Here is a 12,918-nt window from a genome sequence, read left to right as displayed (position 1 = left end):
GCGAGGGCGTTAACGCCCTAACGCCGTTAACGGCCTCGCAACACGGCCGGCGATACCATCGGTGACCATGACAATTCGGGTGTTGGTGGTCGAGGACGAGGTCTACCTCGCCGAGGCGGTGGCGGCGGCGCTGCGACGCGCCGGTATGGACGCAAGCTGGGTAGGGGATGGCGGGGCGGCGGTGGCGTCGATAAGCAAAAGCTCCCCGGACGTGGTTGTGCTCGACCGGGACCTGCCCGGGGTGCACGGCGACGACGTGTGCGCGGCGATCGTGCGCGACCACCCGGAGGTGCGGGTGATCATGCTCACCGCCTCCGGCACGCTGGATGACCGCCTCGGCGGCTTCGCCTTAGGCGCCGACGACTACCTGCCCAAGCCCTTCGAGCTTCCCGAGCTCATCGCGCGCGTGGAGGCGCTCGCGCGGCGCAACGCCCCCGGGCGCGGCGAGGTGTACCGCTGCGGCGACGTGCGCCTCGACCCCTTCCGCCGCGAGGTGACGCGCGACGGGGAACCGGTGGCGCTCTCTCCCAAGGAGTTCGCCGTGCTCGAGGTGCTGATGGAGGCCGGCGGCGGCGTGATCTCGGCCGAGGAGCTACTCGCCGAGGCGTGGGACGAGCACGCCGACCCCTTCACCAACTCCCCGCGCGTGACCGTCTCCCACCTGCGCCGCAAACTGGGGCTGCCGTGGATCGTGCACACCATCCCAGGCGCCGGCTACTACGTCGCCGAGGAGGCACGGCCGTGAAGCCGGCGCAGCAGTTGAGCCTGCGGGCGCGCATCACGTGGATGTTCGTGCTCACCGTGGCCGGGGTGGGGTGTGCGCTGATCGGCATCGTGTACGCGTACCTGCGGCTGACGCCGGTGCCGTTCCAGGCGGCGTTCGGTCCGGATGCCGAGGCGCCCGTCATCGACGCCGCGGTGCCCGTCACCGACGAGATCCTGCGGGTGGTGCTGACCGCGTCGCTTACGGTGCTCGCCCTGCTCACGGCGCTTGCTGGGCTCTTGGGGTGGTTCGTGGCCGGCCGGGTGCTGGCGCCGCTGAGCGCGTTCGCCGACGACGCCCGCCGAGTCACCTCCGGCGACGTGGACGCGCGCGTGGTATACCGCGGGCCCGACGACGAGGTAGGCCAGCTCGCCGCCGCCCTGAACCGGATGCTGGATTCTCTGGCCGCTTCGCTCGCGGCGCAGCAGCGCTTCGCCGCCAACGCCTCCCACGAGCTGAAGACGCCGATCACCACCATTCAGACCATGGCGGACGTGGCGCTGTCGGACCCGACCGCCCCCGCGGAGGAGCTGCGCGCCACGCTGGCGAGGGTGCGGGAAGTGAACGCACGCAGCGCCGGCACCGTCGCCTCGCTGCTCAGCCTCGCCGAGGTGCAGGCCGGCCGGCCGCTTTCCCGCGGCGAGGTGGACCTGGGCGAGATCTGCCGGCGGGTGGAACGGGAGCGCGGCGTGTTACTGGCGAGCGGGCCGGACCGGCTGCGCCTGCTCGGCGACGCCGCCCTCATCCACACCGCGGTGGACAACCTCGCCCGCAACGCGGTGCAGCACGGCGAGCCCGGCACCGCAGAGCTGGAGCTGCGCCCGTTTAAAGACGGTGCCGAGGTGGTGGTCCGCAACGGCGGCCCGCTGCTGGCGCAGGGGGACGTGGACCGCCTGGCGGAGCCCTTCGCCGGGTCCCGCGGCGGCACCGGACACGGCCTCGGCCTCGCGCTGGCGCAGGCCATCGCCGAGGCGCACGGCGGGGGGCTCGAACTTGCGGCCCGGGACGGCGGCGGGCTCGTGGCGGCGCTGCGCGTTTACTCGGTGCCGGGCTCGGCGCCGGGCTCGGCGCCAGACCCGGTGCCGGACCCGGTGCCGGGTTCCGCACCGGGCTTGAGCGCCAGCGAGTAGATCTCCCGGGCCCGGCGCACGTCCTCGGCGTTGTGCGACACCGGCACGTTGCCGCGGTCCCCGAACACCTCCTTGCCGCGCGGCAGGTCGATGGCCGGCTGCGTGGCCGCGCCCGGGCCGTCCTCGCCCTTGACCTCCGGGCGGGCGAAGTCGGCTGCGTTGTCCATGAACGCGCGCGGCGGGGCGAAGAAGTTCACGCCGGTCTGCGCGGTGGAGTAGTCCAGGATTCGGTCGTAGTTGCCCTCCGGCTCGCCGATGAACATGCGGCGCAGCATGAGCTCGGTGACGCGGACGTCGCGCGCGTAGCTCATGAAGTAGGTGCCCTGCTCCCCTAGCGCACTGCCGAAGGTGAGGTTGTTGCGCACGATCTCGAGGCCGTTGCCGTCCTCATCCTCCACGGAATTGACGGCGACGTGGCTGTTGCTCGGCTTCTCGTCCTCGTCCAGCTCGATGTCGGAGTGCTTGGTGCGCCCAATCACCTTTTCCTGCTCCTCCACGGGCAGGTCGTTCCACGCGCGCAGGTCGTGCGTGTACTTCTGGGCCACGATGTAGCTGCCGCCGGCCCACACGCCGTCGCGCACCAGGGCCACGGCGCGCCCTTCGTCGCCGCGCGGGCTCTCGGTGCCGTCGACAAAGCCGAGCGGATCGCGGAAGTCTTGGAACCGGAAGGCGTGCACCTCGTCGACCTCCTCCACCGCGTCCGCGAGCGCGTTGTTGATGCGCCGCGCCAGCTCGAACGCCACGTCGAACTCGTCGGAGCGGATGTGGAAGAACAGGTCTCCCGGGGTGGAGGGCGCGTGGTGCTTGGCGCCCTGAAGCTCGATGAACTCGTGGAGCAGCTCGGGCTTCTCAACCACGAAGAGGCGGTCCCACAGCTTCGCGCCGATGCCCACCACGGCGCTCAGGTGCGCGCTGGGCCAGCGGAACCCTACCCCGTTGACCAGGCCGGACAGGCCGGTGATCACCTGGAGCGCGGCCGCTTCTCCGCCCTCCTTAATAGTCACGGTGATGAACATCGCGTCCTTGGACTGCGGGAGGATAACGGTTTGAGAGACGTCTGCGGAGCTAATGTCGGGCATGCGCGAAAGTATAAGTGCGCCCGCCGACGCGCGTGTTCGAACGCTGCTCGAACACACCCGCCGGCCGTGTGGGGTCGGCCCAATACACTGTGCCTCCACCGTCAGCGAAGGAGGCCCCATGAACACCACCCACCTCTCCCCCACATCCCGCGCCCGCGGCGTGCTGCTCGGCCAGGCCATCGGCGACAACCTGGGCTCCGTCGCGGAGTTTGCTACCCCCGCCGAGCTCGCAGCCAGCTACCCTCACGGGGTGCGCGAGCTCACCGGCGGCGCGCGCTACGGCTGGACCGTGCTCGCGCCCGGCCAGCCAACCGACGACACGGAGCTCGCCCTCGCGCTCGCCCGCAGCCTGGTGCGCTCCGGAGGCTACCGCGAGTCGGACGTCCGCGAGTCCTACCGGCGGTGGGCCGACTCAGGGCCGTTCGACATGGGCAACACCTGCGCCCAGGCGCTCACCCCACCTTTCCGGCGCTCAGCGTCGAGCGAGTCCAACGGCTCGCTGATGCGCGTCAGCCCGCTCGCGGTCGCGTGCGCACCGAATGAGGCGGGGCATTTCGCGCTTGTCGACGCATCCTTGACCCACGCCAACCCCTACCCCGCTCGCGTGAACGCCTGCTACGCCGCCGCCCTCTCGGACGTGGTAGCCGGGGCGGAGCCCGCCGACGCGCTCCTGCGCCACGCCGGCGCCCTGCGCGCCGAGGTGGAGGAGTATATGGCCGCACCCCCCGGAGACGTCAGCGGCGGCAACATGGGCTGGGTGCGCCACGCCTTCCACCTGACCTGCTACTTTGCGGCCAACGGCACCGGGTTCGAGGAGGACCTGGTGGCGGTGGTGGGCATGGGCGGGGACGCCGACACGAACGGCGCCATCGTGGGCGCATTCCTCGGCAGCGTCCACGGCGAGGAGGGGATTCCGCGCCGGTGGCGCGACGTCATCGCCGCCTTCGACCCGGCCGCGACGTTGCGCCCGGACGAGTACTCGGTGCACGACGTGGTCGAGCTCGCGGACGCGCTCCTCGCGCTACGCGGCGCGGCCCCTACAACTCCTTGATGTAGCAGAGCATGCGGTAGTCCTGGCCCACCTCGACGTTTGTGAACCCGATGCGCTCGTAGAACCGGCGGGCCCCGGTATCCACCTCGTCAACGTTGATCTGGATCTCCCCGCCGCCGGCTGCCGCAACCACCTCGTGGACCACGGCCATCATTCGCGTGCCGATTCCCCGGCCGCGCAGTGCCGGCGCCACGTACAGCTCCTCCAGCATGGCCACCGGCCCCTCGTAGTACGGGCTCGGCCTCAGCGTGAGCAGCGCGAAGCCCACGGGCCCCTCAGCGCCCCGGGCGAGCACGGCCGCGGCATGGGGCGAGGCCAGCATGCCAGCCAGGCGGCGGGTCAAGGTATCCAGCTCGGGCGCGGGTGTGTTGAACTCGGCGTTGAATGCGCGCAGTAGCGTGGCGACGCACCCCGCGTCCCCAACCCCCGCCACGTGCACCGCCACCCCGGTGTGCGCCGTCACAGCGCCGTCACCACGCCGTCACCGCGCCGTCACAGTGCAGCCCAGCCGGCGAGCGCCGCGGCGACCACCACCGCCCACGCCGGCACCTTCCACTCCTGGAGCGCCACGAACGCCGCCGCCGCGATGGCCATCGTGCCCGCGCCGGTGATGCCCGCCGTGAACACCGGGTTGTACAGCGCGGCGGCGAGGATGCCCACCACCGCGGCATTGGCGCCAGAGAGGGCGAGCGAGGCCGCTGGCTGGGAGCGGATGCGGTCCCAGAACGGCATGACGCCGATGACCAGCAGCGCCGCCGGCAGGAAGATCGCCACCGTGGCCAGGATGGCACCCCACCACCAGGGCACCCCCTGCGCCGACGCGCCCAGGAAGGACGCGAAGGTGAACAGCGGCCCAGGAACCGCCTGCGCGGCGCCGTAGCCGGCGAGGAACGTGTCGTGGTCCACCAAGCCGGTGGGCACCGTGGCCTGCTCGAGCAGCGGCAGAACCACGTGCCCGCCGCCGAAGACGAGCGCGCCGGAGCGGTAGAAGCTGTCGAAGATGTCCAACCCGGTGCTCTTCGCGGCTCCGGCCGCGGCTGGCAGGAGCACGAGCAGCCCGGCGAAGGCGGCCAGCGCCGCGGCGCCCGCCGCGCGCGAGCCGGTCTTCGCCGGGGCGGCCAACGGGGCGGCTGCCGCGCCCCCGCCCACGCCGTCCTCGGCCGCGGCGCCTGCCTCCCCCGCGCCCTTCCGCGCGAATAGGGCGACGCCGGCGAGCATGCCGGCCGCGATGGCGCCGACTTGCGCCAGCGGGCTCGGCACCAGCAGCACGACCAAGAATGCGACGAGCGCCACCGCCGCGCGCACGCGGTCGGTGACAATACTGCGGCTCATGCCCAGCACCGCGTGCGCAACCACGGCGACGGCCGCGGCCTTCAGACCCGCAAGCCACCCCGCGCCCGAAATATCGCCCAGCTGCGCCACGCCAAGCGCGAACGCGACCAAGGCAATCACGGACGGCATGGTGAAGCCCACCCAGGCGGCTAGCATGCCCGGGTAGCCTGCACGGCGGTACCCGATGGCCATCCCCACCTGGCTGGACGCCGGGCCCGGCATGAACTGGCACAGCGCCACCAGGTCGGCGTACTCCTGCTCCGTCATCCACTTGCGGCGGGTGACAAACTCCTCGCGGAAGTAGCCCAGGTGCGCCGTGGGCCCGCCGAAGGAGGTCAGGCCCAGCCGGGTGAAGATCTTCAGTACCTCGAACACCCGGCTTACGCTACCCAAGAACCCGCCGGTCGGCGCTGCGGGTGGGCGGGAGTAAGGGGGCGTCGACAAGCAATATGCTCCCGCTAGCGGGCGGCGGCGTGGTTCGCAATGATGTAACCGTTGACCAAGCCCTGCGCGATGGTGGCGCCCGCGCCCGGGTAGACGTCGCCGAAGTAGTTGGCGGCGTTGTTGCCCTGGGCGTAGAGGCCGGCGATCGGGGTGTCGTCCTCGCGCACGACGCTGCCGTGGGCGTTAGTCATCAGGCCGCCGCAGGTGCCCAGGTCCGAGATCACCATCTTCACCGCGTAGAGCTTGCCCTTCAGCGGGCGCAGGTTCGGGTTCGGGGTGTTGGTCGGGTCGCCGTAGTAGTTGTCGTACTTCGAATCGCCGCGGTGGTAGGTCGAGTCGACGCCGGCCTGCGCGTCGAGGTTGAACTCGTCGAACTGCGCGGTGAACGCGTCGACGGGCACGCCAATCTTCTTGGCCAGCTCAGCCGGGGTCTTGGCCTTGAACGCCACCCCCGCCTCGTACCAGCTCTTGGGCAGCGGCATGCCCGGGAACACCTCGGAGCCGAAGAGGTAGGACATCTTGTACTTCTGGTCGAAGACGATCCACATCTCGTTGGCGCGGCCCTCCTCGCGCATGGCCAGCACCTCGTTGCCGAACGTCATGTAGTCCTGCGCCTCGTTGATGAAGCGGCGGCCCGTCTGGTCCACCATGAACGAGCCCGGCAGCGAGCGCTCCGCGAGCGTGATCTTCGGCTGGCCGTCCTTCTCCAGCGGGGCCATGGCCGGGAACCACCAGGCCTGATCCATGAATCCGGTCTTCGCCCCGAGCTGCTCCACCGGGATTGCGATGGTGTCGCCGTTGTTCTCGGAGTTGCCCATCGAGTTGTCGTCGGTCAGGCTCTCGCTCTGGTACTTCATGCGCCACTCGGTGTTGTGGTCGAAGCCGCCGCCGGCCAGCACCACGCCGCGCTTGGCGTTGATCGTGTATTCGGAGCCGTCTTGCTTCACGACGGCACCCGTGACTCTGCCCTCCCCATCCACAATCAGCTCCGTCATGGGGCAGCGCGTCCACACCGGAATGTCATTCTTGATGACGGCGTGGAACAGCCCGCCCGCGGTGGCCTGGCCCGTGGCGACGTACTCCTTGCCGAACGCCATGCCGCCGATGCCCTGGATGGTGCGGGTGGCGGAGATGGGGAATGACTTCAGCGGGGTCTTGGTGATGAGGTTGACCCACTTGTAGTCGTAGCCCGTCATGGGCATGGGGAACGGGGCCGCCACCGCGGTGGGGTGGAAGCGGCCGCGCTCCTCCCCCAGCTGCTTCAGGTCGAACGGGCGCGCCTCGCAGGTGCGGCCGATAGAGGCGCCGCCCGGGTTCTCCGGGTGGTAGTCGGAGTAGCCCTTCGACCAGAAAAGATTAAGGTCCGTGAGGTTGTCCAGCGCCTCGATGGCCTCGGGGCCGTGCTTGATCAGCGCCTCCCAGCGCTCGCGCGGGGCATTGTCGGGCACGATGCTCCCCACGTAGTCGAGGCCGCGCTGCACCGTGTCCTTAAACCCGGAGCGGCGCAGCACGTGGTTGCCGGGCACCCAGAACGCGCCGCCTGACATCGACAGCGAGCCTCCCACGTACTCGTTCGCCTCCACCACCAGCGTCTTTAGACCCAGCGAGTGGGCATACAGCGCGGTGGCAAGGCCAGAGCCAGATCCGACGACCAAGAGGTCAACATCGGCATCGTGTGCTTTTGGTCCAGATGGGATTGTCATCTTCATCGCTCCTCGCTACTAAATGTGATGGGTTACACACATGAGCGTAGATTGTTGACTCCAGTCTGTCAGGTGTGGAGTTTTCTGCTACACAGCCGTCCCCACCATTGACAGGGCAGGTCGACCGCATGATTCTTAAAAGATGGAACGCACCTACCAGTGGGAGCACGTAGACAACCCCCTTATCCGGAACGACGCAACCGTTCAATTCCACAAGGCTGGCCTGTCTGCAACAGGAGTTCAGCTCGGCGAGGGCTACAAAGCGACCTGGGAACTTCAGGCTCCAGAAAACTGGGTGACCAATCACGTGGAGGTCAACGTTAAGGGCGATGGTTGGGAACGAAGCCTCAACCTCGTCCGGTCTGAGGATGGTAAGTGGTCAGCCGAGACCAGCGAAAAGGGCACTCCGCCTCCGGATCTAGCCAAGCCTGGAATCAGGCAGGACGAGGATTTAATCGAAGCACTGGATTGCGATCTGGGCCTCTGCCCCCTCACGAACACTATGCCCATCCGGCGCCTCGAACTTCTCGAAGGAGATGTACCGAAGACGAGGCTCATCATGGCCTGGATTGATATGCCGTCCCTCCAGGTGATTGCGTCAGACCAGTACTACAGCTCCCTCGGATCAAACACTGTCCGCTACGCAAGCGGAACGCGCGGGGTCGATGTGGAGCTGGATGTCGACGAAGATGGAGTGGTTATCCACTACCCCGATCTCGCCCGACGCATTTAGCAAGGACAATCTGGGCGATCTACTCGATATGAAAATGATGAACGGGCAGCCGATCGGCGAAAAACAAATTGACGCATGGGTAGCTGAAGCTGAAAACGGTTACAACATCGCCGTGCTTCGCCAGGCTGGGAGAAAACCGAGAGATGAGGCCGCTGCGCAAGGGGCACTGCACCGAAGCGAGAAGGAGTCGAAGACCACGTAGGCTGGGCGACATGAATGACCTAACCATCGCGCCCGGCCCTGGGATCCCCGACGGTGCGGTCATCGCCGCCGCCGACCTAACGGAGCGGTTCACAAAGTCCTCGGGCCCCGGCGGACAGGGCGTCAACACTACTGACAGCAAGGTGCAGCTTTCCCTCGATATCGCTGCGTGCGCATCGCTTTCCGACGCCCAGCGCCGCCGCGCCCTCCACCACCTCGAGCACCGCATGGACGGCACAGTTCTTACCGTTTCCGCGTCGAGCCATAGGTCGCAGGTACGCAACCGCGCCGAGGCGCGCGAGCGCATGGCCTCATTGTTGCGCGAGGCGCTCGCCCCTCCACCTCCACCGCGGCGCAGGACGAAGCCGACGCGGGGCTCGGTGAGGCGTCGTCTCGAGGCGAAACAGCGACGCTCGGAGTTAAAGTCGACGCGACGGCGGCCACAGATCCCCTAAGGTCGCCCTTAGCCAAGGGCGATTCCACGGGTGGAAGCTGCTTTGGTGCCTACACGTTGAACTTGAACTCGACACCAACGCCGTGTCCACTACTCGGGGGACACCCCCAACAATCAATGCTGCCCTGCCGGCAGACCAGGGCGGCCGTGTGAGTATCGGACAATAATGCGTAGTCCTCCAAGGGTCTGGACACAGGAGCTTTCCCTTCCTCAGCGGTGCGACCAGAGGGAGAAAAAACATCCACCCCGGTGCACCCGCTGCGGTGACAACGACCCATCGCCCACAGCAGGTGGCAATCGTCACGGTTATCCCTCTTTTTCAGATGCCTGTCCTCGGGATCAGAAAAAGACGGGGACCTGTCATAGGGCGGTGAGCATCTGCTGCATCTGGGCGATCTCGGCCTCCTGGTCGTTGATAATCTGTTCGGCCAGGGTGATCGCATGGGGATTCTGGCCGTCAGCAACCTCGTCACGGGCCATGTCGACCGCACCTTCGTGGTGGGCGGTCATCTGCTCCAGGTATAGACGGGCAGCCTCGGTACCCTGGGCCTCCTCAAGGGCTGTCATGTCCTCCTGGCTCATCATCCCGCTCATGCCACCCATCTCGCCGTGATCCATTCCACCCATCTCGTCCATGGTCCCCATGCCCCCAGAGTCGGTGACCGGCTGCTGGCCCCAAGCCTCGAGCATGGCGTTCATCCGGTCAATCTCCGGTCCCTGGGCGTCAATAACCCCCTGGGCAAACTCCACGACCTGGGCGGGGATACCCTCCTTGGCCAGGAGCATCTCACTCATCTCCACGGCCTGCTGGTGATGCGGGATCATCATCTGGGCAAACATGATGTCCGCGCCGTTGTGATCGGCGGAGATCTCCCCGTCCGCCTCAGTCGTCGCCGTGGTGGTCTCGGTCGTCTCAGCGGTAGTCATCGCAGTGCTGGTGGCCGAGGTGGTGGCGTCGGTGTTGCCTGACTCGGTGGCCTCACCGCAGGCGGCCAGCGCCAGGGTGGAGGCCACGGCGAGAGCGGAAAGAACAAGGGTGCGCTTCATGGTGGAGCCTTTCAGGGTCATATGGGGGTAGTGGAGAGAAGTGGTGGATCAGCGGACGGCGGTGGATGCCGGAGTAGGCGTGGTGTGTTCCTCCTTCGACTCGGTCGGAGCCAGGTGGGCCGGATCCAGGTCGATCCGGCGTAGCAGCTGGGCGTTCAGGGCCACCACGATGGTCGACGCAGACATCAAGATCGCGCCCACGGCCGGGGACAGCACGAACCCGATCGGGGCGAGCACGCCGGCGGCCAGCGGCACGGCGAGGATGTTGTAGCCAGAGGCCCAGATGAGGTTCTGGATCATCTTGCGGTAGCTGGCCTGGGACAGCTCAATCATCGACAGCACTGCCCGCGGGTCATCACTGGCTAGGACCACTCCGGCGGATTCCATGGCCACATCCGTGCCGGCACCGATGGCGATACCGACCTCCGCGCGGGTCAGAGCGGGGGCGTCATTGACACCGTCACCGACCATGGCCACGCTCAGGCCCCGCTCCTGTAACTGGGTGACCTTGGTGTCCTTGTCCTGGGGCAGGACCTCGGCGAAGACCTCATCGATCCCCAGGTCCTGGCCAACCGCCTGGGCCACCTGCTGCGCGTCACCGGTGATCATCGCGACCTTCACCCCGCGGTCCTGCAGGGCTTTCACGGCGGCGCGGGATTCGGGGCGGATCTTGTCCTCAACGGCCACCGCACCGATGATCTGACCGTCGCGGACAATATGGAGCACACCGGCCCCACGCCCGGCCCAGGCGCTGGTGGTGTCGGTGAGCTCGGCCGGGGTGGTGAGGTTGAGCTCGCGCAGCATGTTCGGCCCACCCACGAGGATCTCAGCGCCATCGACAGTGGCCCGGACCCCCCGGCCGGAGGCGGCGCTGAAACCAGTTGCACGGATTTGCCGACGGGAGGCCTCGGGATGGGCGGCCGCGGCCGCCACGATGGCGCGGGCCACGGGGTGCTCGCTGTCGGCCTCCGCGGCGGCGGCCAGGGCCAGCAGCTCGCCCTCGGTGACGCCGACAGCTGCCGCGACACCGGTGACCGCGTGCGCCCCCTCGGTCAGGGTGCCGGTTTTGTCGAAGAGCACCACGTCGATGGTGCGCATCCGCTCGAGCGCCATCCGGTCCTTGATGAGCACCCCGGATTTCGCGGCCCGCTCGGTGGAGATCGCAATGACCAGCGGAATCGCCAGGCCCAGGGCGTGCGGGCAGGCGATGACCAGCACCGTGACCGTGCGCGCCACGGCATCGTCCGGGCTGCCGATAATGGTCCACACCACCGCGGTGATCAGAGCGGAGATCAGCGCGAACCAGAACAACAACGCCGCCGCCCGATCCGCCAGGGCCTGGGCCCGGGAGGAGGACTCCTGAGCGTCGGCAACCAAGCGTTGGATCCCGGCCAGGGCGGTGTCCCCGCCGATAGCCTCCACCCGGACGCGGACGGTGTTGTCGGTGGCCACGGTACCGGCGACCACCTTGTCACCGGTGTCGCGGAAGACGGGACGGGATTCGCCGGTGATCATCGCCTCATCGAATTCGGCGGCTCCGTCGAGGATGGTACCGTCGGCCGGCACCCGGGCACCGGCCCTCACCAGCACGACGTCGTCGACGACCAGCTCGGAGATGGCCACGGTGCGGGTGGTCCCGTCGATAACTTTCTCGGCCTCATCCGGCAGCAGGGCAGCCAGCGCGTCAAGCGCGGAGGACGCGGCCCCGAGAGCGCGCATCTCCAGCCAGTGGCCCAGCAGCATGATGGTCACCAGCAGAGCCAGCTCCCACCAGAAGTCCAGCTCAAAACCGCCCAGCCCCAGAGTGGTGACCCAGGAGGCGACAAACGCCACGGTGATGGCCATGGCGATCAGGAGCATCATCCCGGGTTGGCGGGATTTCAGTTCTTTCCATCCGCCCTTGAGGAAAGGCGTTCCGCCGTAGACGAAGATGATCGTGCCCAGCACCGGGGGGATCCAGGTGGATCCGGGGAATGCCGGGAGGTGGTAGCCGAGCAGCTGGGCGACCATGGGGCTGAAAATAGTGACGGGAATGGACAGAATCAGCGACCACCAGAAGCGGTCCCGAAACATTGCGGTGCTGTGTCCGGCGTGTTCGCCGTGACCATGAACCTGGTGGTCTTCGTCCAGGGCGGAGTGCGGGTGATCGTGGGGCATCGCCTGGCCGTGGGTGTCGGCATCTGCGTGGTGTTCGTGGCTGGCATGAGCCGGGTGGTGGGTGTGGTCTGTTTCCGGAGCGGCGTGATCACCATGGTGATCACCGGAATGGTGGGGAGTGCTCATGACGTTCCTTTCGCTCAACCCGGTCGGGGTCGAGATGATGGGCAAAACTGATCAGGATAAGACGGTGTAGCCGGCCTCCTCGATGGCCCGGCGAACCATCTCCGGAGGTACGACACCGGTGACCGTGACGGTGGAAACACCACCAGCAGCGAGATCAACCTGGACGTCGTCGACCTGGGGGAGGGCCTGAAGGGCCTGGGTCACGCTTTTCGCGCAGTGGCCGCAGGTCAAGCCTGTGACCTGGTAGCTCGGGGAGGCCCCTCCTGCTGACGAGTCGCCGGAGGCAGGGATGGAGGCGGTGTCGGCACGTGAGGCAGGTCCGCAACAGCTGCAGCCGTGAGAGGCCATCGGCAAGAGGCTGGGTGGGGGGTTGATCATGGGAAAGCTCCTACGGGTCGGTGGGATGCGGTAACGCTCGCTAGCGTATACCCCCCCGGGGTATATTTTCAAGGGGTGGAGGGCACGGCCCTCACGCGGGGCAGGGTGTGGTCACCGAGCAGCCTCCTCACTATCGGGAGGGGACAGCGGGAGGCGGAGGGCAAACACCGCTCCGCGACCGGGTCCGGGGGAGGTGGCGGTGAGAGTGCCGCCGTGGGCCTCGATCAATGCCTTGGAGATGGTCAGACCGATCCCGGCCCCGCCGTTGTCCCGGCTGCGGGCGGCATCCCCCCGGTAGAAGCGTTCGAAGATGTGTTCGA

Annotated in this window: 15 protein-coding genes; 7 read left to right on the top strand and 8 right to left on the bottom strand. The window is 67.9% G+C overall.

Features of this window, described 5'->3' with window-relative positions:
* The first annotated feature begins 73 nt into the window (after positions 1 to 73).
* Both BN4252_RS00535 and BN4252_RS00530 read left to right on the top strand, forming a co-directional pair.
* Positions 74 to 745, top strand: a complete 672-nt coding sequence (locus BN4252_RS00535) for a response regulator transcription factor (RefSeq protein WP_066524220.1) — start codon at positions 74 to 76, stop codon at positions 743 to 745.
* Positions 742 to 1,893, top strand: coding sequence for a HAMP domain-containing sensor histidine kinase (locus tag BN4252_RS00530; RefSeq protein WP_230208524.1), 1,152 nt, complete (start codon positions 742 to 744; stop codon positions 1,891 to 1,893). The genes BN4252_RS00535 and BN4252_RS00530 overlap by 4 nt, the downstream gene beginning before the upstream one ends.
* On the opposite strand, the gene BN4252_RS00525 is transcribed toward BN4252_RS00530, so the two are convergent.
* The gene (locus BN4252_RS00525; protein ID WP_078056686.1) at positions 1,800 to 2,972 is read right to left on the bottom strand and encodes a Dyp-type peroxidase; all 1,173 of its coding nucleotides are present in this window, start codon (positions 2,970 to 2,972) and stop codon (positions 1,800 to 1,802) included. The two genes, BN4252_RS00530 and BN4252_RS00525, sit on opposite strands and share 94 nt — an antisense overlap.
* 118 nt (positions 2,973 to 3,090) lie before the next feature.
* Here BN4252_RS00525 and BN4252_RS00520 point away from each other — a divergent pair, with 118 nt between their 5' ends.
* A complete protein-coding gene (locus BN4252_RS00520; RefSeq protein ID WP_066524115.1) occupies positions 3,091 to 4,023 on the top strand; it encodes an ADP-ribosylglycohydrolase family protein in 933 nt (310 codons plus the stop codon).
* On the opposite strand, the gene BN4252_RS00515 is transcribed toward BN4252_RS00520, so the two are convergent.
* The 3 genes from BN4252_RS00515 to BN4252_RS00505 form a co-directional block, all read right to left on the bottom strand.
* Entirely contained in the window at positions 4,010 to 4,468 is a 459-nt protein-coding gene (locus tag BN4252_RS00515) for a GNAT family N-acetyltransferase (protein WP_066524216.1), read from the bottom strand. The two genes, BN4252_RS00520 and BN4252_RS00515, sit on opposite strands and share 14 nt — an antisense overlap.
* Positions 4,469 to 4,515: 47 nt before the next feature.
* Positions 4,516 to 5,730, bottom strand: coding sequence for a chromate efflux transporter (chrA, locus tag BN4252_RS00510; protein ID WP_230208523.1), 1,215 nt, complete (start codon positions 5,728 to 5,730; stop codon positions 4,516 to 4,518).
* Between the two features lie 83 nt (positions 5,731 to 5,813).
* Entirely contained in the window at positions 5,814 to 7,502 is a 1,689-nt protein-coding gene (locus BN4252_RS00505) for a 3-ketosteroid-delta-1-dehydrogenase (protein WP_066524215.1), read from the bottom strand.
* Positions 7,503 to 7,644: 142 nt separating this feature from the next.
* On the opposite strand from BN4252_RS00505, the gene BN4252_RS00500 reads away from it, so the two are divergent.
* The 3 genes from BN4252_RS00500 to arfB are packed head-to-tail and all read left to right on the top strand — an operon-like array spanning position 7,645 to position 8,891.
* Complete coding sequence (locus BN4252_RS00500; RefSeq protein WP_078056685.1) at positions 7,645 to 8,235, top strand: putative glycolipid-binding domain-containing protein; 591 nt, start codon at positions 7,645 to 7,647, stop codon at positions 8,233 to 8,235.
* 28 nt (positions 8,236 to 8,263) lie between these two features.
* Positions 8,264 to 8,437, top strand: a complete 174-nt coding sequence (locus tag BN4252_RS10995; protein WP_187370901.1) for a hypothetical protein — start codon at positions 8,264 to 8,266, stop codon at positions 8,435 to 8,437.
* Between the two features lie 10 nt (positions 8,438 to 8,447).
* Positions 8,448 to 8,891 (top strand): alternative ribosome rescue aminoacyl-tRNA hydrolase ArfB, encoded by a 444-nt coding sequence (gene arfB, locus BN4252_RS00495; RefSeq protein WP_066524109.1) that lies wholly within the window; start codon positions 8,448 to 8,450, stop codon positions 8,889 to 8,891.
* Positions 8,892 to 9,250: 359 nt separating this feature from the next.
* Here the strand turns inward: arfB and BN4252_RS00485 are convergent, their stop codons facing one another.
* Together BN4252_RS00485 and BN4252_RS00480 are read right to left on the bottom strand one after the other, a co-directional pair.
* The gene (locus BN4252_RS00485) at positions 9,251 to 9,937 is read right to left on the bottom strand and encodes a DUF305 domain-containing protein (protein ID WP_066524108.1); all 687 of its coding nucleotides are present in this window, start codon (positions 9,935 to 9,937) and stop codon (positions 9,251 to 9,253) included.
* A 48-nt stretch (positions 9,938 to 9,985) separates the two neighbouring features.
* A complete protein-coding gene (locus BN4252_RS00480; protein WP_230208522.1) occupies positions 9,986 to 12,094 on the bottom strand; it encodes a copper-translocating P-type ATPase in 2,109 nt (702 codons plus the stop codon).
* Here BN4252_RS00480 and BN4252_RS11380 point away from each other — a divergent pair.
* Positions 12,020 to 12,271: a hypothetical protein gene (locus BN4252_RS11380; RefSeq protein WP_066524099.1), complete on the top strand. Its 252-nt coding sequence runs from the start codon at positions 12,020 to 12,022 to the stop codon at positions 12,269 to 12,271. The genes BN4252_RS00480 and BN4252_RS11380 overlap by 75 nt on opposite strands.
* Here BN4252_RS11380 and BN4252_RS00475 read toward each other — a convergent pair whose 3' ends face one another.
* The gene (locus tag BN4252_RS00475) at positions 12,272 to 12,598 is read right to left on the bottom strand and encodes a heavy-metal-associated domain-containing protein (protein WP_066524098.1); all 327 of its coding nucleotides are present in this window, start codon (positions 12,596 to 12,598) and stop codon (positions 12,272 to 12,274) included. It lies immediately after the preceding gene.
* Between the two features lie 111 nt (positions 12,599 to 12,709).
* Positions 12,710 to 12,918, bottom strand: a 209-nt coding sequence (locus BN4252_RS00470) for an ATP-binding protein (protein WP_143341132.1), incomplete at its 5' end; no start/stop codon positions are given.

This window comes from Corynebacterium bouchesdurhonense (assembly GCF_900078305.2).
GTDB lineage: Bacteria > Actinomycetota > Actinomycetes > Mycobacteriales > Mycobacteriaceae > Corynebacterium > Corynebacterium bouchesdurhonense.
Note: the sequence above shows the minus strand (reverse complement) of the source record. Positions and strands in the feature narration are given on the sequence as shown.